Origin of the sequence: Thalassospira sp. GO-4 (genome assembly GCF_023588965.1) — a bacterium.
Classification (GTDB): Bacteria; Pseudomonadota; Alphaproteobacteria; order Rhodospirillales; family Thalassospiraceae; genus Thalassospira; species Thalassospira povalilytica.
Genome location: NZ_CP097807.1, coordinates 206,862 through 224,588, shown reverse-complemented (window position 1 = coordinate 224,588; position 17,727 = coordinate 206,862). Strand labels below are relative to the sequence as shown.

Below are 17,727 nucleotides of genomic sequence, written 5' to 3'. Positions count from 1 at the left end.
CTGCGATTTTCCCGTCGGTTACTTTGTCACCCCCGGCCGCCAATTTCCGCCGGTTACAGTTTCAAGAAACCTTGCTTCAAATCGTACTCTGCCCTATTGAAAGCACAGAAATCCTTGCGATTCCCCCGGATCAAGGCGGGAAAGACCGGGAAACCCGATACCCAAGATCAAGAGAACGACCGATAAAATGCTGCAAATTACCGATCTCACCTATCGTATTGGTGGCCGTGTCATTCTTGACCAGGTTTCCCTGACCATTCCCGATGGCCACAAGGTCGGCCTGATTGGCCGCAACGGGGCGGGTAAATCCACCCTTTTGAAACTGATTTCCGGTGAACTGGCCACCGATGGCGGCGACATTCGCCTGTCCAAGCGGGCGCGCATGGGGGTTGTCTCCCAGGAAGCCCCGGCAGGCAGCCGTTCGCTGATTGAAACTGTTCTGGCCGCGGATACCGAACGCGCCAGCCTGCTTGAAGAAGCCGAAACAACCACCGATCCCCATCGCATCGCCGAAGTCCACACCCGCCTTGCCGATATTGATGCCCACACCGCCGAGGCACGGGCGGCATCGATCCTTTCGGGTCTGGGCTTTGATGCCGATGCCCAGCAACGCCCGTGTGATGATTTTTCCGGCGGCTGGCGGATGCGTGTCGCACTTGCCGCGACCCTGTTCCTGCGCCCGGATCTGCTGCTGCTGGATGAACCGACCAACCACCTTGATCTCGAAGCCACTATCTGGCTTGAAAACTATCTGATCAACTATCCCGGCACGATCATCCTGATCAGCCATGATCGTGATCTTTTGAACCGCGCGGTCAAATCGATTGCCCATCTGCATGACGGCACCGTCACGCTGTATGGCGGCAACTATGACAAGTTTGCCAAGACCCGGCGCGAACAGATGGAACTGGCGTCCAAACAATATGAAAAGCAGATAGCCCAGCAAAAGCATCTGCAGTCCTTCATCGATCGCTTCCGTGCGAAGGCCAGCAAGGCCAAACAGGCGCAAAGCCGTGTCAAGATGCTTGAAAAAATGGGGCCTGCGATCCCGGTGGTCGAAGACCGCGGCATTACCTTTGACTTCCCAAGCCCCAAGGAACTGCCACCGCCCCTGATCAATATCCATAACGGCGAAGTCGGCTATGAACCGGGCAAACCGGTCCTGCGCAATATCAGCCTGCGCATTGATATGGATGACCGCATTGCCCTTCTGGGTGCCAACGGCAACGGTAAATCGACCCTGGCGAAATTGCTCTCGGACCGGCTTGAACTGATGGCCGGTGAAAAGACCGCCTCAAGCAAACTGCGCATCGGCTATTTTGCCCAGCATCAGACCGACGAGCTGATCGGTGAACAGACCCCCTATCAGCATATGGCGGCCCTGATGCCCGATGCGATCGAAAGCAAGGTGCGCGCACAACTTGGCCGCTTTGCCTTCGAAGGGGACAAGGGCGACACCAAGGTAAAAGACCTTTCGGGGGGCGAAAAGGCGCGTTTGCTGTTTGCGCTGATGACCCTTGATGCACCGCATATGCTGATCCTTGATGAACCGACCAACCATCTTGATATCGACAGCCGCGATGCCCTGAACCATGCGCTTAACGCCTATGAAGGTGCCGTGATCATCATCAGTCACGATCCCTATCTGATCGAAGCCTGTGCCGATCGTCTGGTTCTGGTGGCCGATGGCACGGTAACCGCCTTTGACGGCGACGTATCGGAATATCGCCAGTATCTTCTCGATCGTGCACGTGCCGAACGCCGGGCCAACAAGGCCGGCGAAGACGACACCAATGGCAAGGACGCCAAACGCGACCGCAAAGCCGAACGCCAGCAGGCCGCCGAAAAACGCAAGGCCGCCGCTCCGGTCAAACGCGCGATTGAAAAGCTCGAATCCCAGATGGAAAAATTGTCCGCGCGCAAGGCCGCAATCGAAACCGAAATGGCCGATCCCAAACTCTATGAAGCTGCCAATGGCCAGAAGCTCGGCGACCTTCAAATGGAACTGGGCAAGATCGAAAGCCAGCTTGGCGACATCGAAATGCAGTGGATGGAAAAGCAGGAAGAATATGAGACGTTGGTTGCCTGAGCTTGTTGATTAAGATTTCTTGCAAAGCTGATCCAACATCAGGCAAGTGTAGGATGACCGGGTCAATTTCAGCCATAGATTTCACCCCATCAATCGAGCGACATCCACTTCCCTTAGCACTCGATATCTGTGGCTGTCAGGTTTTATGTACTCGTCCACTTACTTAAAGTGGCATTTTAAACTGCTGCCAATCCTCCATTTTAATTCAAAATATAATTATAGACGCAAATAACATCCCCACTTATGGTTGATGCAAGTGATATCAATCGAACGCTTGTCATCTTGCCGCCTGACCTGGCTACGAGTTCTATTGCGTCGGGTCAAATCTGCCCAATGATGTGTGACATGCGCCAAAATTTCGTTTCCATCTGCTCTGAAGCAACTTAACTGCTTCTTTCGTGCAGTGGGCATGGCGAAAGACGAAATACATCTCAGGAATTGAGACAAGCGAACTTCACTAGCCCCGTTCATTGCATAGGGAACATTGTTATGAGGCTAATAAAGATCGCAATTTGCATCTCGATTTTCACTTTCTCTAGCGTCGCAATCGCCCAAGAGAAAAGCACTCCTGCCCCTGTTTCCAAAGCTCTCGAAGGTTGGTCGGCTGAGGAAACGCTTGATAATATTCGCAACTTTTCTGTCAGTGACTTGATCATCACTAGTGAGCGAGCTCTTTGGTATCACCGTAACGCGTCGCAAACAAACAAGACCGCCATACTTGTTCGTCGACAGTCGATTATGGAGTTGCCAAGCGCTATCTTGCGCGAAATTGGCAGCATTCGCGCTGAGACAGCCCTTGGATCTATGACGCTTGACGAGTTCATGGCCAGCCCCGAAAGCTATGCTCAAGGACTTGTAGTCGTCCACAAGGGCAAGATCGCGTATGAAACTTATCCCGGCATGCACGAACTTGATCCGCATTTCACAGCTTCTGTGTCAAAGATACTGGGTTCCCTTGTGATCGATTTATTGATTGATGATGGCCTGATTGATGAAAGAAAGTCTCTTGGCAATTACGTGCCTGAGTTCGTCGGCTCTGCATGGGAAAATGTGCCAGTGAGAGATGCTCTTGATATGACCGTTGGCCTCAACGTATCTGAGTACGACCGAACCAGCGATATATCAATTATCTCGCGATTGATGGCCGCAGAACTTGGGGAACCGATCAACGGCAAACTTGAAAACATGCTTGATGTCATGCTGGACGCCCAACCACAGGGAAAGCCTGGCGACAGCTTTATTTACTCTTCAGTTGTCACTCAGTCGCTTGTCTTCCTTGCCGAAGCCGTTAGCAAGAAATCATGGTCAGATTACTTCGATGAACGTGTCTGGTCGAAAATGGGGGTTGAGGGCCCGCTACAAGTGCATTTGTCCCCCGATGGCATTGCGATTGTACATGGTCCAATGTCGATCAATTTAAGAGATCTTGCGCGATTGGGAATGCTTTACACCCCAAGCTGGAGTCAGATCTCAACCGAACGTATCGTCTCGCCAAAGGCGCTGGACAGAATTCAGAGCACGCCGCGAACCAACGAATTTTACCTTGCTGGAAATGGCCCGGCATTCATGGAACGTCTTGGAGACAACACTGTCAAAACAGCGGCCCGCCAATGGGATGCAATCTGGACAGACGGCGATTTTTTCAAGGCAGGCCTGAATACTCAAGGACTCTATGTCTCGCCAAAACGCGATCTAGTAATCGCCTATTTCTCGACAGAGCCATCACAACAAATGCAAAGATACCTGCGCCCTATCGCAACATCAGGACTGTTTGACTAAAATCTGAACTCAATGGATCGCATCTCAAAAGCCTTAGCGCCCATACAACAGAAAAGAACAGTCGACAATAAATCTGGACTTCTTCACAACCGGGTTTAACAGTAAAAAATTGGGTCCAGAATTTTATTCTGGACCTCAACCTCCGGGAGACTGAGTGCCTAAGGCAATTCGCTCCTGAACCGTCCCGCTATTAGCTCAATGCAGTGATCTCGCCGCATCACTGCCCTTTGCCTTGCGCACGCGCTTTTGCTGATACATTTTTTCATCGGCAAAGCCGATCAGCGCAACCGTTTCGTTGCAATCCCCGGGATAGACAGCAATCCCGATGCTGGCCCCGACCGTGATGCTAAGGGCATCAATCTCAATCGGGCGCTGGATGGATGCCGCGATTTTCTGGGCCACCCATTCGGCTTCATCGCGTCCGTTCACCGCATCGGCAATCACCGCAAACTCATCCCCGCCCAGTCGGGCAACCGTATCGCCCTGACGCACTGTATTCTTGATGCGCTCACCAACCTTGCGCAGGACCTGATCGCCGATTTCGTGACCATAACGGTCATTGACCGGTTTGAAACCATCCAGATCAATATAAAGAAGTGCGATCGAATGGCCTTCGTTTTCCGCATGACCACAGGCAACTTCAAGCCGGTCTTCAAACAGCAACCGGTTGGGCAACCCGGTCAGGGCATCATGATTGGCCTGACGCCACAATTCCTGTGCGTTTTCCATGTGGCGTGAAATGTCAAAACCCATCTCGACGAAATTGACATCCGATGTTGTCGGATCGGTAATCGCGCTGACCACGACATTGGAATAAAAGAAATCCCCGCTTTTGCGGCGGTTGCGCACTTCGCCTTCCCAGGTGCCATTGGCACGCGCCGCCATCAGGATCTCGTCGAGTGCCTCGGCATTTTCGCGCTGGGCACGCAGGAATGATAACGGCTTTCCAATTGCTTCGTTTGGCAAATATCCGGTCATCGCGGTAAAGCCCGGATTGACCTTAAGGATCGTGCCCGTGTCATCGGCGACAACCACACTGTTTTTTGATGCCCGCAAAACCTGTTCGGATAAGCGCGCATCAAAGCTTGCAACGATCTGGTTCTGACGGGTCCAGGCATAGGCCGCACTGCCGATCGCAATCAGGAAAATGAACGCGGTCGAAACAATCGTCAGCGTATCACGTTCGGGCGACAGCAACTGTTCAAGCACATCATTGGGCAACCGCGCCCCGACATACAGGTTCAACCGGCTGCTTTTTTCCTGATCACTGCCAAAGATCACCGACAGGGACCGGTTGGAATTGCGTGCCAGAAGAAGATCGGAAACATCAAGCCGCTGGACCGAATAGAAACCGCTATCAACCCGGAAACTTTGCAATCCCAGTTGCATGCTTTCCCAGGCTTTCGGGTAACGGTCACCGATCACCGCGGGCATACCGGTCAGTTCCTCGGCCCAGTTTTCGCCCGGCTTCCCGCCCAGCATCCAGCCGCCATCGCCATCGAGAACAAACGGCTCTGCCCCGTCAAGTTTCAGCGACTTGACCACTTCTTCTAGTGTCGATGCCGCCCGAAGGTTCAAGACCACAACGCCATGGCGTTCCCCGAACCGGTCAAAGACCGGCGCCGACAGCCGGATAACCGGCTTGATCGGCTTTTCGATCTGGCCGAATTCCTCGTTCAGATCGACACCCGATATATAGATCGTCCCGCGCGGCGCATTGCGGGCCAGCTGGAAATAGGGTCGCTCGCTTTTGTTCTGAAGTTCGCGTCTGGGCACGGAAAACGGAATGCCGCTGCCGTAATTGACGCGCACGATTTCCATGCCGTCATTGTCAAGCAGCCTGATCTGGTCATAAATCCCCCGCCGCAGCGAAAAGACCGCAAACTCGTCCGCCACCTGATCAAGACTGGCCGTCCCGGCGATCACCGCATCGATCTGCTGGCTTTCTGACAGGATCAAAAGATCGGAAACCACGATATCGATGCGTTCGCGCAATACCGATATCGATTTTTCCAGTGCATAACGCTGGTCATCAGAAATGACCTTTTCGCGCACGGCACTGCCTTCCCATGACAGCAACCCGACGACAGCCAGGAACACGGCACTCAGCGGTGCGAAACACACCAGAAATGACTTCACATGACCGAATCTGATCATCGTTTTCCCGCTGTTTGATGAACCATATTCCAAGCCGTTTCTGGCTGGCACCGTTATGGAAACCCTATTCATAACAATGATTTCAACAAATCATAACGCATCCACGGGCATTCGCATACCGCTTGTCGGGCTGATCACACGATATTGTCTCCATGCCCCGGCAACCAGACGCCACAATCGCGCAATGACGATGCCGCGCATTGGCAAATCATCCTGACATGATCCTGTCAGCAGCCCCCTGCTACCTTGCCCCCATTACAACCTTTATTCATCTGGCAAGGTCCCCTCCCCATGACACTCATGACACCCATGACATATGTTGAAAACCTCTGGCTCTTTTTCGTTCTGCTGTCGGGCATCATTATCGTGCCTGGCATGGACATGTTTTTTGTCATTGCCAATGCGCTGACCGGCGGCCGGCGTGCCGGGCTTTCGGCCACCGCCGGCATCATGCTGGGCGGTGTTTATCACACCCTGCTTGGCGCGATTGGCATCAGCGCCCTTCTGGCAATTGCGCCATGGCTTTTGAATGTCATGCTGTTTGCCGGTGCGGCCTATATGATCTGGATTGGTGTAACCCTGATCAAAAGTGCCATCACGGTCGGGGCCATCCGGGCGACCAGACCGTCTTCACTCTGGATCGCCTTTCGCCAGGGCATGATTACCTGCATGCTCAATCCCAAGGCCTATTTGTTTATTTTCGCCGTCTACCCGCAATTCATCCGGCCGCAATATGGACCACTTTGGTCACAGGCGCTGGTGATGGGGATCATGACGGCGGCAGTCCAGCTTGCGGTCTATGGCGCACTCGCACTTGCGGCGGGCACAAGCCGCACCCTGATCACCGGCAACCCGACCGCAACTATCTTTATCGGTCGCGCCGCCGGGGCATTATTCATCGGCGTCGCCCTTTTGACCGCCTGGCAAGGGGCAATGACCCTGAACTGAACTGAACTGAACTGAACTGAACTGGGCTGGGCTGGGCTGGGCTGAACTCAACTGGACTGGACTGAACCAAGCCGTGCCGGTCCGGACATCCCCCAACTTGCAGGCTGAACTGAAGGGCATCGGGCCGATCCGAGTCCGTGTCCGAGTGCGGGTCAGGCTGGGATTGGACTGAAGAGAGCTAAAGCACGCTTAAATGGGCAGAAATGGAAACAAACACCCATAACTGGCCGAACCCCTGACGCCGCCTTCCAATTCACGGTTCCTGCCCTGCCCCGGCCGATCAAGCCGTGGTCTGTCGTAAGTCATCCTGATCAGAGATAAGACAGGATGATGTCAAATGACATGCAGACCGGACGACGCGATCCGGTCCGGATCACGCGGATGGCTAGAACGTAAAACACCCGCGAACCGGATTGGCGCGCGGGTGTTTTGACTATTCAGCCAGATTTAATAATCAGGCTGATTATTCAGAAATTTTAAAGACCGGAAGCACCGAACCTTCGTATTTGGTTTCGATGAACTGACGGATCGCATCATCGTGATAGGATTCAACCAGGGTTTTGACCCACGGTGCGTCCTTGTCCTGGGTGCGAGTGACGATCACGTTGGCATACGGGCTGTCATTGCCTTCGATCGCGATCGAATCCTTGATCGGGTTCAGACCGGCTTCAAGCGCGTAGTTGGTGTTAATCGCCGAGGCATCGAGATCCGCCAGCGAACGCGGCAGCTGTGCAGCGTCCAGCTCGACAAAGCGAATGTTTTTCGGGTTTTCAATCACGTCAAGCGGGCTGACAACCAGACCGACAGACGGATCAACCTTGATCAGGCCCTGTGCCTGCAGCACCAGAAGCGCACGACCGCCATTGGTCGGGTCGTTCGGGATGCCGATTTCGGCACCGTCTTCAAGCTCGTCCAGGCTTTTGATCTTGTCGGAATAAATGCCCATCGGGGTCAGTATGTTGTAACCGACAACGGCCAGGTCATAGCCACGATCCTTGATCTGGTTGTCCAGATACGGCTTGTGCTGGAAGCTGTTGGCCTGAAGGTCACCGTCATCAAGCGCCTGGTTCGGAATGACATAATCCGAGAAGCTGACGATTTCGATATCAAGGCCTTTGGTCGCCGCAACCTTGACGACTTCTTCCATGACTTCTTCATGCGCACCCGGGGTAACGCCGATTTTGATTTTTTCGTTGGCAAGTGCCTGACCGGTCAGGGCCGATGCCAGAACGGCCGCAGCCGTCAGTTTAAGCAGAAACCGCATTGTAAAAACTCCTTGTTTTCGCTGTTTTTTGCGGGAATTTCAAAATATGAGGGTTCCTCATATATTCCGTTTGTCGGCTTTGCGCGCCATCCAGTCGCCGGAGCTCTGAACCGCCTGCACAACCACAATCAGGGTAATCACCACAGCCGCCATCACATCGGGGCGGAACCGCTGATAGCCATACCGAATGCCAAGATCACCAAGACCACCGGCACCAACCGCCCCGACCATCGCCGAATAGCCGATCAGGGTGACGGCAGTCAGGGTCAGACCATGAATAATGCCGGGCAAGGCTTCGGGCAGAAGCACCTTGGTCACGACCTGAACCGGGCGGGCGCCCATGGCCTGGGCGGCTTCGATCAGGCCGCTATCGACTTCGCGAATGGCGCCTTCGATGATGCGTGCGATGAACGGGATCGCCGCCACGGTCAGCGGGACAATCGCCGCAGATGTGCCGATCGAGGTGCCGACGACAAACCGGGTGAACGGAATGATCGCAACGGCCAGAATGATGAAGGGCACGGAACGGGTCGCATTGACGATCGGACCAAAGATGCGCTGGAACCAAAGGGCTTCAAACAGCTCCCCCCGGCCGGACGTCGCCAGAAGCACGCCAAGCGGTAACCCCATCGAGGTACCAAGCGCCAAGGCAGCCGCCACCATATAAAGAGTTTCGCCGGTTGCCTGAAGCAAGATCGGTGCGAGTGTTGAAAACATGATTAACCCTCCTGCCCGCTGGATTGGTCCCGGGATTGCGCACTATCCTGACCGGCGCGAAATTCGACGAATTCATCGGCCAGAAGCGATTTGGTGGTGTCATGGACCGGGTTGGCAAAGATGCCGTCAACCTGTCCTTCTTCGACAATCACCCCGCCATCCATCACCGCCACACGATCACAGAGCGCTTTGACCACTGCCATTTCATGGGTGATCACCACCATGGTCAGACCAAGGCGCTTGTTGATGTCTTTAAGCAGATTAAGGATCTGACGGGTGGTTTCCGGATCCAGGGCCGAGGTGACCTCGTCACACAGCAAAACCTTCGGGCTTGATGACAGCGCACGTGCAATGCCGACGCGCTGTTTCTGGCCACCGGACAGTTCGGCTGGATAACGGTCACGCTTTTCCTCAAGCCCGACCAGCGGCAACAACGGATCGACGGCGGCGGCAATCTCGGTCTTGCTGGCACCGGCCAGTTCAAGCGGCAATGCGATATTGTCATAGACCGTTCGCGACGACAGAAGATTGAAGTGCTGAAACACCATGCCCAGCTGACGCCGAAACAGCGGCAGGTCACGGTTGGAAAGCTTGGTAACGTCGGTGCCATCCACAATCACCGAACCCGAAGTCGGCGTTTCAAGCAGGTTGATGCAACGGATCAGGGTGGATTTCCCGGCACCGGAACGGCCAATGACACCAACAATCTCGCCGGCTGCGATATCAAGATCGATACCGCGCAGCGCCGTATGTTCGTCACTGCCACGTCGTGCAGGATAAGTCTTCTGGACGTTCGAGAGCCTGATCATGGACCTCAACCTTTCCGTAGATACAAAAAAACCGCCGCGGCTTCACCGAGGCGGTCGTACATACGGAGCATATACGCCCTCTCGCTTTAGCCGCATTTTTATCGCGCCCGCAAGCTGAGGAGCAAATCGGCGCGTTCGATGTAACCTGTGTACCCCACTGAACGCAGTTCATCAATGGCAATGATCATGCATTTTACGCATGGCTTTTATGATCGGCAAATATACAACACTAAAATTTTGTTTAAACCACTTCGCCGCCACAGCGTCACAAATGGCTGCTTCCCCCGTCTAGTTTTGGTCAACATCAATGCGGGATTGGACAGATGGCCTATGCCGACCGGATCAGTGACCTTGCCAGAACCCTGGCGCAATACCCGACCGTGGTAACGGTAACGGGCAACAAGGTTGATGTACGCACCAAGGCACAGCTTTCAACACTGTCCTCGGAAACAGCGTCGCTGCAAAAGCTCGCCGCCGAAGGGGACGCTGCCCTTGCCAGCGGCAAATGCCCGGATGCCGCCAACCTGTCATCGCGCCTGCAATCCGGCGCCGGTCAAATCGCAGCCACCCTGTCTGCCTTTGGCGCACAGGATGCAGAACGCCTGAAATCCATGAGCATCTTCAGCAAACAGAAATTCGATGCCAGCGCCACGTCACGCTATCAGGCAGAAAAACGCTTTGCAGATGAAGTCAACAGCCTGCTGACCCAGGAAGCACAGGCGGTTGCGAAATTGGAACGTGGCACCAAGCCAGCTCCTACACCGCAGCCCGATCCAAAACCCCAGCCAACCCCAGAGCCAACGCCGGCACCAAAACCTGAACCGAAACCGAAACCGACACCGACACCGACACCCGACCCCACACCTTCTCCGCAGCCGGAACCCGTACCCGTACCGTCCCTGAATGACGTGATTGGCGCAATGCCCGGTTACTTGCAGGCGAGCTATCCGGACATCGTAAGCGGTTACGATACTGACCAGCTTGCCGACTGGTGCTCTGCCACAGGGAAGCAAGCGATCAAACTGGGCGTGAAGACGAGCGACGGTGTTATGGATTTCATCGTCGCATCGGCTCTCAGCAAGGGCGACTTGCAAAAGCAGGATTGGGCCGAGGCCATTCTCAAAGACAGCACACTTGGCACGGTTGATGACCAGGCTGCGATCCTGCGCAATGCCGCCGAAGTGCGCAAAGAAATGGACCTGGTTCTTTCGATCTAGCCGTCCCTGTCTTTTGTCAGAATCTTAAAAACGATTGAGGTCGCCATGCCACAATACACAGTCCAGCTCACTGCACCGGCAGGCAACTATCCGTTCAGCTTGGTAACTGTTTCCCTGTTTTGCGCAGGCCAGCCACAGCAAAACTGCGACTTGCGGTTTCAACCCAACGCCCTTGTGCAGCAGCATGTTTTCAATATTGCAAACGGCATTTGGAGGCTGCGCGTATCTGGCCGGGGTTTTGTTCCGATTGATCAGCAAAACATCAATGTGAACGCCAATGCAGTGAACGCGCAAAACCTGACGGTGTTATACTACACCTTGCATACCGACAGGGATCGCGATGGAAATCTTGACGGGCCGGGACAACTCAACCAGAAAACCCCCAATGCAATCAGCTTTGGCGCACAGGGGCGCGGGGCGATAATTCCCGTTAACTGCAACCGTCAGGGTAACAATGCCGGTATTGGTTACACCGACAATCAGGACCAGAATATCAACGGAAATATTGATCTTGCGCATGATGTGGCCCAGATCGAAATTCGAAGGAACATTGTTGGTCCGCCGGCCGGTGTTCCCGGAAACTGGGGTCTGAGACTGAAACTTGACAAGGCCACGGATGACGACGACGACGCGGTTCGACATTTCCGGATTTTTGACGGCGTTGCGCATAACAGTGCCGAACTCATCGGACCGCAAACCGTTCAGGAAGTCGCCGTCACGACCAACAGTGTCGGAAATGCACGTACACTGGGCATTGAGGCCATCCGGTTTGCCGGCCACAACTTTCCCTCTGGCCAAGCTGTGCTGACACTTTTCACTATTCAGCCAGAAGTAACCGGCGCAGGTAACCCGACTTATTTCTATAGCGAACGACTTGCCGTTGCCCGCTGGATCGGCAGCCATCACCGTCAGGCCGTGTCATGGCTTTACGTTGCTGATGCTCCGAATGTTACACCCGATCCTGCAAACCCGGACAACCCGGACCCGGATCCGAATATTGCAAATTTCTGGACCAATTTGGGAGCCAATGCGACCAATAACGCTTTTAGAACTGCACTTGGAAATGCGGCGGCTGCGGACAATCCCGTCATCCAGGTCAATACAGCCGATCCCGTCCATACTGCCGCGACCCGCAACTATTTCCTTCATGGGAATAACTGGGTCAGCTATGCCCCGGAAAACCGGTATGATGATCGATGGCTCCGCGATACAATGATTTCCGGATTCAGCAAATGGCCTGGCGCGGCAGGGGCGGCTGAACTTCAAAATGTGTTTATGAAGACACATCGTTGCAGGCCACTGCAAAACTGGGTGTATCGGACGTTACTTGACCTACCTGCTCTTGTGAATCCGGGCAACCCGCCCCACCCGAAAGTTGGTGTCTATTACCCGGCTGCCAGTGATCCGGACGATCCGGTTTCGGCCAATTCCGGAGGCAATTTCGGTGTGACGCCACCGGTACAAAAAACGGTCAATGGTGCCACCACCAATTACCTGTATGGCCGGATTTACTATGGCCATAGCACCGCACACCAGAACTCGCATCAAGTGGACCCAAGCAGCCGGGAGTTCCTGTCCGCTCAGAACATTCAGGCGCCAATTCACCTTGATACGGACTGGCTTGTGGTCGGACATGTCGACGAGATGATGACCTTCGTCCCTGATGAAGGTCAGGCCGACCAATTCAAGAAATGGAAGCTTCTGGTTGCAAGTCCCAAAGCTGCCTATGACATTCTAACCGCAAACAATCAGGCCCATGGCAATGCAAGAATGCTGCAAAGACCAGCCTGGAATGCTGTTGGAAATACCTTCAACTATACCAATCTCAATCTCGCAAACTCGCAATGGAATGCAATTGCCGGACAACGCGAAGAGGTCGGCGTTGCAGTCAACGCAACCATTGCCGATTTCCTGGGTAATGGTCAGGCCCCGTTGCACAATCCGCGCCGCGATAAACAGCAGGTCATCCGTTACACGTATCAGGATCTTCGAAACTGGAATCTCAATGGTGTTGAAACCGTCATTGAACGCAATATCACCAAGCTGAAAAACGAGTTTGATCTGTCGGAGCAGGATATCATCCGCGTTCCCGTAATTTTTTATCCTGATGGTTTCCTGAGCGGCAATTTCACATTTGGCGATAAAATTTCCCCCTGGACGCCAGGACGCAACGAAGGCTTTAACGTCTTCCCGGGTAAACAGGGTGGTTTCCAATGCGGGGCCCTTACAGCAGACATGCCCAATATGTTTGTTGGCAATGACCGTTTGATTATTCCAAAGCCATTCGGCCCCTGGGTTGAGGCCCCCGGACATGACAATGACCCGAACAAAACCAACGAAGACAATAACGGGTATGACCTGTTCGAACGTGATCTGGTCACCAAACTTCAGCAGGCCGGTATCAATCTGAGATGCATCTTTATTGATGACTGGTACGATTATCATGTTGTCAGCGGCGAAATTCATTGCGGTACAAACGAGTTGCGCGCGCAATTCAACGGACAGGCCGCCTTTGGAAATGCCCGATATGCAAACTGGTGGACTGCAGTCAATGCTTAGAACAGCAAGACCCACCAGACAAAAGCTTGGAGCGATGTCATGACCGCACAATCAGACTATCAGACAGCCTTGCAGGAAGTCGGCAAGCTTGCCCAATGGGAATCTCGCCGGATTACAGGCCGTCCCTCCCCCAACGATACCAACCAGATATTTCGGCAGTATAAGGGAAGCATTGCCGCCCCGATGATTGATGACCTCAAATCGGGAAGCTGGAAGAAGCTTGAGAGCTGGCAACTGAACGGCATGCTTCAATATCTGTCGACCTATGGCACATCGGCTGCCGTCAGTCCGTTACGCGACATCGAAAAGGACTATCCAGTCGATCAGATCAAGCAACAGGCAAAGGAACTGGCCGATTTGCTGGCGACACTTGATGTTGCTGTTTCCGAGGCCCGCAAACTGAAATCCGTTTCAGATGCCATTTCTTCTGGCGACACGGACAAAATGGCGCGTGCAATGCTTTTGGCCCTTGCGCAACTTGATCCCGATTGGCCGGTTCGCGCATCTGCCATCCAGTCGGACCTGTTCAAGCTGTCCGCAGACAGCTTTCCGGCCATTAATGAACTGGCGTCGGGAAAATTAAGCGAAGATGATGTCACCAAGGCATTGGTCGAAATTCTGTTTGCAGAATTTCTAACCCCTCCGGGAACCACACCGTAACTGGTATCTCGGCTACAGATCAGGTCAAACGCACAGGAATATCAGCTTTCAGCCTTCTTCTCCCACGCGCCTTGCGGGGATTGCTGCCAGTAGGAAAGCTTGTGCCCAGCGTCTTTCCAGTCTTTCCAGCGGGTGCGGGCCTCGGCCACCGCGTCGTGGTCACGGTCATCAAACAGCATGATGACGCGTTCGTAATCGGCGACCTTGTCGCTCATCGCCCGGTCGGTCAGAAACAGGAACTGGGCGCCATTGGGGTTTTCATCATCCGTCGTCAGCCAGACCGGCTGCATTTCCGGATCGCCATCGGATTTGGACCCGTGCGGGAGCCAGCTTGCCGGATCATAGGTCCACAGAAGCGTGTTGATCGCATCAATGCGCTGTTCATTACCCGTCATCACCACAGCACGTTTTTCCCGCTCCAATGTTTTGGACAGCAGGGTCGGCAAGGCACGTTCCAGCGGCAAGCTGGTGAGATGATAGAACCAGATATCAGCCATAGCCAATTCAGTAGCGCGAAAGCAAAAACGGGGCAAGATGATCATCACCCTGCCCCGCATAAATCACATCACAAAACGTGATCAGTTTTCGTAGTTATCAGCCACAAAGCGATCAAGCAGGCGCACGCCAAAGCCGGTACCGCCTTTGGGTACGACTTCCTTGTCAGCGGTCGACCATGCCATTGCCGCGATATCAAGATGCGCCCACGGGCGGTCCTTGGTGATAAAGCGTTTGAGGAACTGGGCCGCGGTGATCGAACCGGCCGGACGACCGCCCACGTTTTTCATGTCGGCAATGTCGGATTTAAGCTGCTTGTCATAGGCCGGTGACAGCGGCAGACGCCATACACCTTCATCAACGGCAAGACCGGCCGTTGTGATCTGGGCGGCCAGATCGTCATTATTGGAAAACAGACCGGCATTTTCATGACCAAGGGCAATGATCACCGCCCCGGTCAGGGTCGCCAGATCAACGATCAGACGCGGATCGTATTTTTCCTGCACATAGGTCAGCGCATCACACAGAACCAGACGGCCTTCGGCATCGGTATTGATGACTTCAATCGTCTGCCCCGACATCGAGGTCACAACATCGCCCGGACGCTGTGCGGTCGAAGACGGCATGTTTTCAACCAGACCAAGAACCGCAACCACGTTGCATTTCGCCTTGCGCCCAGCCAGGGCCTTCATCAGACCGGAAACGACACCGGCACCGCCCATGTCCCATTTCATGTCTTCCATGCCCGCCGCCGGTTTAAGCGAAATACCGCCGGTATCAAAGGTCACGCCCTTGCCGACGAAGGCAATCGGTGCGTCTTTTTTCTTGCCACCGTTCCAGCGCATGACAACCATCGCCGGTTTCTTGGCCGATCCCATGGCAACGCCCAGAAGCGCGCCCATGCCGAGCTTTTTCATTTCCTTTTCATCAAGGACATCAATTTCGACACCGAGCTTTTCCAGTGCGGAGACTTCCTTGGCAAAGGTTTCCGGATAAAGAACGTTGGCCGGCTCAGACACAAGATCACGGGTGAAGAACACGCCTTCGACGACCTTTTTGGCGCTGTCGAACTGTTTCTTGGCGTCCTTGTGGTCGCGGGTGGCGATATCGAACGCCTTAAGAACCGGCTTGTCTTCCTTGGTTTCGGTGGTGCGGTATTTATCGAAGCGATAATCACGCAGTATGGCACCGGTTGCAAAATCACAAGCCAGGTTTTCCATATCGAACAGAACGGTAAGTTCCTTTTCCCCGGTCGCCAGGGCGCGCGCCGTAACCGACCCGCCAAGCTTCTGAGCTGCGATCACGTCAAATTCGGCTTCCTTGCCAATCCCGAAAATGATCACGCGCGACAGATCGACATTTGCCGGTGCAAGGATCTGGAGGCTTTGCCCCGACTTGCCCTTGAAGGTCGACGACTTGATCGCCTTGGTGATCGATCCACCGGTTGCTTCATCAAGCGCAACCGCACTTGGCATCAGATCAGCCCCCTCAGTCGCAAAGGCAATAACGGCACCGCTGGACGGAATGGCGAGATCGGAAAACGTGATCTTCATGGTGAACAGGACTCCTGTCATGTTTCGGGGCGCGCGGCCCTTTCAAAAGCAGCCGCGTTGAAATTCTGCCCCTAATCTAGCGTGAATAACGCGCTTGAAAAGCCTTATCATCGAAAAACACAGGGTTTTCACGTAAGAGCAACCTGTTGCCCCCGTGATTTGGCATGCGTCAAAATTGCGCAACGTCAAAGACAGCATTTCAAACACCGCTATGATCGCCCCATTACATTCAGGAGGCCGATCATGCCCGCCAAGCCCGCCCCGATTTCGATCACCGAACCGGCCGCCCGTTCCCACCCGTTCTGGAGCGGGGCGTTTCGCCCGCTTTTTCTGTTGGCCGGGATCCTTGCGCTTGTTGCCGTCGTCTGGTGGGTGGCGGGCTATGTCCACGGAATTACGGTGCCAAGCCTTGGCACGCCATCCTTCTGGCATGCCCATGAAATGATATTCGGATTTGGCGGGGCGGCGATTGGCGGGTTTTTATTGACCGCGATTGCCAACTGGACGGGACGACCACCCGTTGCCGGGTCGATGTTAATGGCCCTTACATCAACATGGATTTTGGGGCGTTTGGTCATTGGCTTTGCCGAAAACCTGCCGCCGCTTGCCGTGATTGTCGGGGCATTGGTCTATTTCGTGTTTCTGATTGCGTTGGGGGCGCGTGAGCTGATTGCGGCGCTTAACCTTAAGAACATGCGGGTTTTGGCGGTGATTGGCATCATCACGCTGTTTGACGGGCTTTTTGTTGCATCCTGCCTTGATGTCATTGCCCTTGATCCGGTGATGCTTTATCAAACGGCGATCCTGACGATCATTTTGCTGATTGCGCTGATTGGCGGACGGGTGATCCCGGCCTTTACGCGCAACTGGATGCAACGCGAACAGATTTCGGCGCCCCTGCCCGTCCTGTTTGGCCGGTTTGACATGGTGTGTCTGGCAAGTATCGCATTGGCCATCATCACCGTGATCATCACGCCTGATGCGGCCCTGTCCGGTTATGTGTTGCTGATTGCAAGTGTGCTTCATGGCGTGCGTCTGATGCGCTGGCGCGGGATTTACAGTTGGCGCGACCCGATTGTTGCCATGCTGCATCTTGGCTATTTCTGGGTGCCGGTCGGATTGGGACTTTTGGGGGCGTCGATGATCTGGCCCGATGCCATCGGATCGCGCGATGCCTTGCACGGGCTTACCGGCGGGGCGATGGCCTGCATGATCATTGCGATTGCCGGGCGGGCGGCCCTTGGCCATACGGGCCGCGAATTGCGTGCCAGCATGATGCTGAATGCCGCCTTTGGCCTGATCTGGTTTTCAACCGTGTTTCGGATAGTGGCCGGGCAAAGCAATGCGCATTATGTCACCATTCTTGCCATTGCGACCCTGATGTGGGTTGGCGGGTGGCTGGCTTTCCTGATCGGCTATGGTCCTGTTCTGCTGGGACCGTCGCAAAAGAAAACAGGCGGCATTCCGGTGCGTTAAACAA

General features: G+C 54.4%; 13 protein-coding genes and 1 riboswitch. Of the genes, 7 read left to right on the top strand and 6 right to left on the bottom strand.

All coding sequences use genetic code 11. From position 1 onward, the window contains the following. Nucleotides 1–187 precede the first annotated feature (187 nt). Both M9H61_RS01130 and M9H61_RS01125 read left to right on the top strand, forming a co-directional pair. The gene (locus M9H61_RS01130; protein WP_250282887.1) at nt 188–2,089 is read left to right on the top strand and encodes an ABC-F family ATP-binding cassette domain-containing protein; all 1,902 of its coding nucleotides are present in this window, start codon (nt 188–190) and stop codon (nt 2,087–2,089) included. A gap of 489 nt (nt 2,090–2,578) precedes the next feature. Then, nucleotides 2,579–3,868 (top strand): serine hydrolase, encoded by a 1,290-nt coding sequence (locus M9H61_RS01125; protein WP_250282885.1) that lies wholly within the window; start codon nt 2,579–2,581, stop codon nt 3,866–3,868. A gap of 195 nt (nt 3,869–4,063) precedes the next feature. Here the strand turns inward: M9H61_RS01125 and M9H61_RS01120 are convergent, their stop codons facing one another. Continuing rightward, complete coding sequence (locus M9H61_RS01120; RefSeq protein ID WP_250282882.1) at nt 4,064–6,025, bottom strand: diguanylate cyclase domain-containing protein; 1,962 nt, start codon at nt 6,023–6,025, stop codon at nt 4,064–4,066. 291 nt (nt 6,026–6,316) lie between these two features. Between M9H61_RS01120 and M9H61_RS01115 the strand changes: the two genes are divergently transcribed. Next, nucleotides 6,317–6,973, top strand: a complete 657-nt coding sequence (locus tag M9H61_RS01115) for a LysE family translocator (protein ID WP_250282880.1) — start codon at nt 6,317–6,319, stop codon at nt 6,971–6,973. A gap of 463 nt (nt 6,974–7,436) precedes the next feature. Here M9H61_RS01115 and M9H61_RS01110 read toward each other — a convergent pair whose 3' ends face one another. Genes M9H61_RS01110 through M9H61_RS01100 form a run of 3 tightly spaced genes read right to left on the bottom strand, consistent with a single transcriptional unit; the run spans nt 7,437 to nt 9,763 of the window. After that, nucleotides 7,437–8,237 (bottom strand): MetQ/NlpA family ABC transporter substrate-binding protein, encoded by an 801-nt coding sequence (locus M9H61_RS01110; RefSeq protein WP_101247979.1) that lies wholly within the window; start codon nt 8,235–8,237, stop codon nt 7,437–7,439. Between the two features lie 57 nt (nt 8,238–8,294). Continuing rightward, the gene (locus tag M9H61_RS01105) at nt 8,295–8,954 is read right to left on the bottom strand and encodes a methionine ABC transporter permease (RefSeq protein ID WP_068518220.1); all 660 of its coding nucleotides are present in this window, start codon (nt 8,952–8,954) and stop codon (nt 8,295–8,297) included. Between the two features lie 2 nt (nt 8,955–8,956). Beyond that, the gene (locus M9H61_RS01100; RefSeq protein ID WP_068518221.1) at nt 8,957–9,763 is read right to left on the bottom strand and encodes a methionine ABC transporter ATP-binding protein; all 807 of its coding nucleotides are present in this window, start codon (nt 9,761–9,763) and stop codon (nt 8,957–8,959) included. Between the two features lie 65 nt (nt 9,764–9,828). Next, nucleotides 9,829–9,906, bottom strand: a riboswitch (SAM riboswitch). Nucleotides 9,907–10,086: 180 nt separating this feature from the next. On the opposite strand from M9H61_RS01100, the gene M9H61_RS01095 reads away from it, so the two are divergent. The 3 genes from M9H61_RS01095 (at nt 10,087) to M9H61_RS01085 (ending at nt 14,199) form a co-directional block, all read left to right on the top strand. Further along, nucleotides 10,087–10,980: a hypothetical protein gene (locus M9H61_RS01095; protein WP_250282878.1), complete on the top strand. Its 894-nt coding sequence runs from the start codon at nt 10,087–10,089 to the stop codon at nt 10,978–10,980. Between the two features lie 267 nt (nt 10,981–11,247). Beyond that, on the top strand, nt 11,248–13,539 hold the full coding sequence (locus tag M9H61_RS01090) for a protein-arginine deiminase family protein (RefSeq protein ID WP_250282876.1): 2,292 nt from the start codon (nt 11,248–11,250) through the stop codon (nt 13,537–13,539). Between the two features lie 39 nt (nt 13,540–13,578). Beyond that, nucleotides 13,579–14,199 carry a hypothetical protein gene (locus tag M9H61_RS01085; RefSeq protein ID WP_250282875.1) on the top strand — a complete coding sequence of 207 codons (621 nt, stop codon included), beginning with the start codon at nt 13,579–13,581 and terminating at the stop codon, nt 14,197–14,199. A gap of 41 nt (nt 14,200–14,240) precedes the next feature. Here M9H61_RS01085 and M9H61_RS01080 read toward each other — a convergent pair whose 3' ends face one another. Both M9H61_RS01080 and M9H61_RS01075 read right to left on the bottom strand, forming a co-directional pair. Beyond that, entirely contained in the window at nt 14,241–14,696 is a 456-nt protein-coding gene (locus M9H61_RS01080; RefSeq protein ID WP_068518225.1) for a DNA polymerase III subunit chi, read from the bottom strand. Between the two features lie 81 nt (nt 14,697–14,777). Beyond that, nucleotides 14,778–16,247, bottom strand: coding sequence for a leucyl aminopeptidase (locus M9H61_RS01075; protein ID WP_250282873.1), 1,470 nt, complete (start codon nt 16,245–16,247; stop codon nt 14,778–14,780). 243 nt (nt 16,248–16,490) lie between these two features. Between M9H61_RS01075 and M9H61_RS01070 the strand changes: the two genes are divergently transcribed. Further along, a complete protein-coding gene (locus M9H61_RS01070) occupies nt 16,491–17,723 on the top strand; it encodes an NnrS family protein (RefSeq protein ID WP_250282870.1) in 1,233 nt (410 codons plus the stop codon). The last annotated feature ends 4 nt before the right edge of the window (nt 17,724–17,727 follow it).

Coding starts and splice junctions, on each gene's coding strand:
- M9H61_RS01075 (WP_250282873.1), bottom strand. CDS start 16,247: ATGAAGATCACGTTTTCCGATCTCGCCATTCCGTCCAGCGGTGCCGTT.
- M9H61_RS01085 (WP_250282875.1), top strand. CDS start 13,579: ATGACCGCACAATCAGACTATCAGACAGCCTTGCAGGAAGTCGGCAAG.
- M9H61_RS01120 (WP_250282882.1), bottom strand. CDS start 6,025: ATGATCAGATTCGGTCATGTGAAGTCATTTCTGGTGTGTTTCGCACCG.
- M9H61_RS01125 (WP_250282885.1), top strand. CDS start 2,579: ATGAGGCTAATAAAGATCGCAATTTGCATCTCGATTTTCACTTTCTCT.
- M9H61_RS01070 (WP_250282870.1), top strand. CDS start 16,491: ATGCCCGCCAAGCCCGCCCCGATTTCGATCACCGAACCGGCCGCCCGT.
- M9H61_RS01095 (WP_250282878.1), top strand. CDS start 10,087: ATGGCCTATGCCGACCGGATCAGTGACCTTGCCAGAACCCTGGCGCAA.
- M9H61_RS01100 (WP_068518221.1), bottom strand. CDS start 9,763: ATGATCAGGCTCTCGAACGTCCAGAAGACTTATCCTGCACGACGTGGC.
- M9H61_RS01105 (WP_068518220.1), bottom strand. CDS start 8,954: ATGTTTTCAACACTCGCACCGATCTTGCTTCAGGCAACCGGCGAAACT.
- M9H61_RS01110 (WP_101247979.1), bottom strand. CDS start 8,237: ATGCGGTTTCTGCTTAAACTGACGGCTGCGGCCGTTCTGGCATCGGCC.
- M9H61_RS01130 (WP_250282887.1), top strand. CDS start 188: ATGCTGCAAATTACCGATCTCACCTATCGTATTGGTGGCCGTGTCATT.
- M9H61_RS01115 (WP_250282880.1), top strand. CDS start 6,317: ATGACACTCATGACACCCATGACATATGTTGAAAACCTCTGGCTCTTT.
- M9H61_RS01080 (WP_068518225.1), bottom strand. CDS start 14,696: ATGGCTGATATCTGGTTCTATCATCTCACCAGCTTGCCGCTGGAACGT.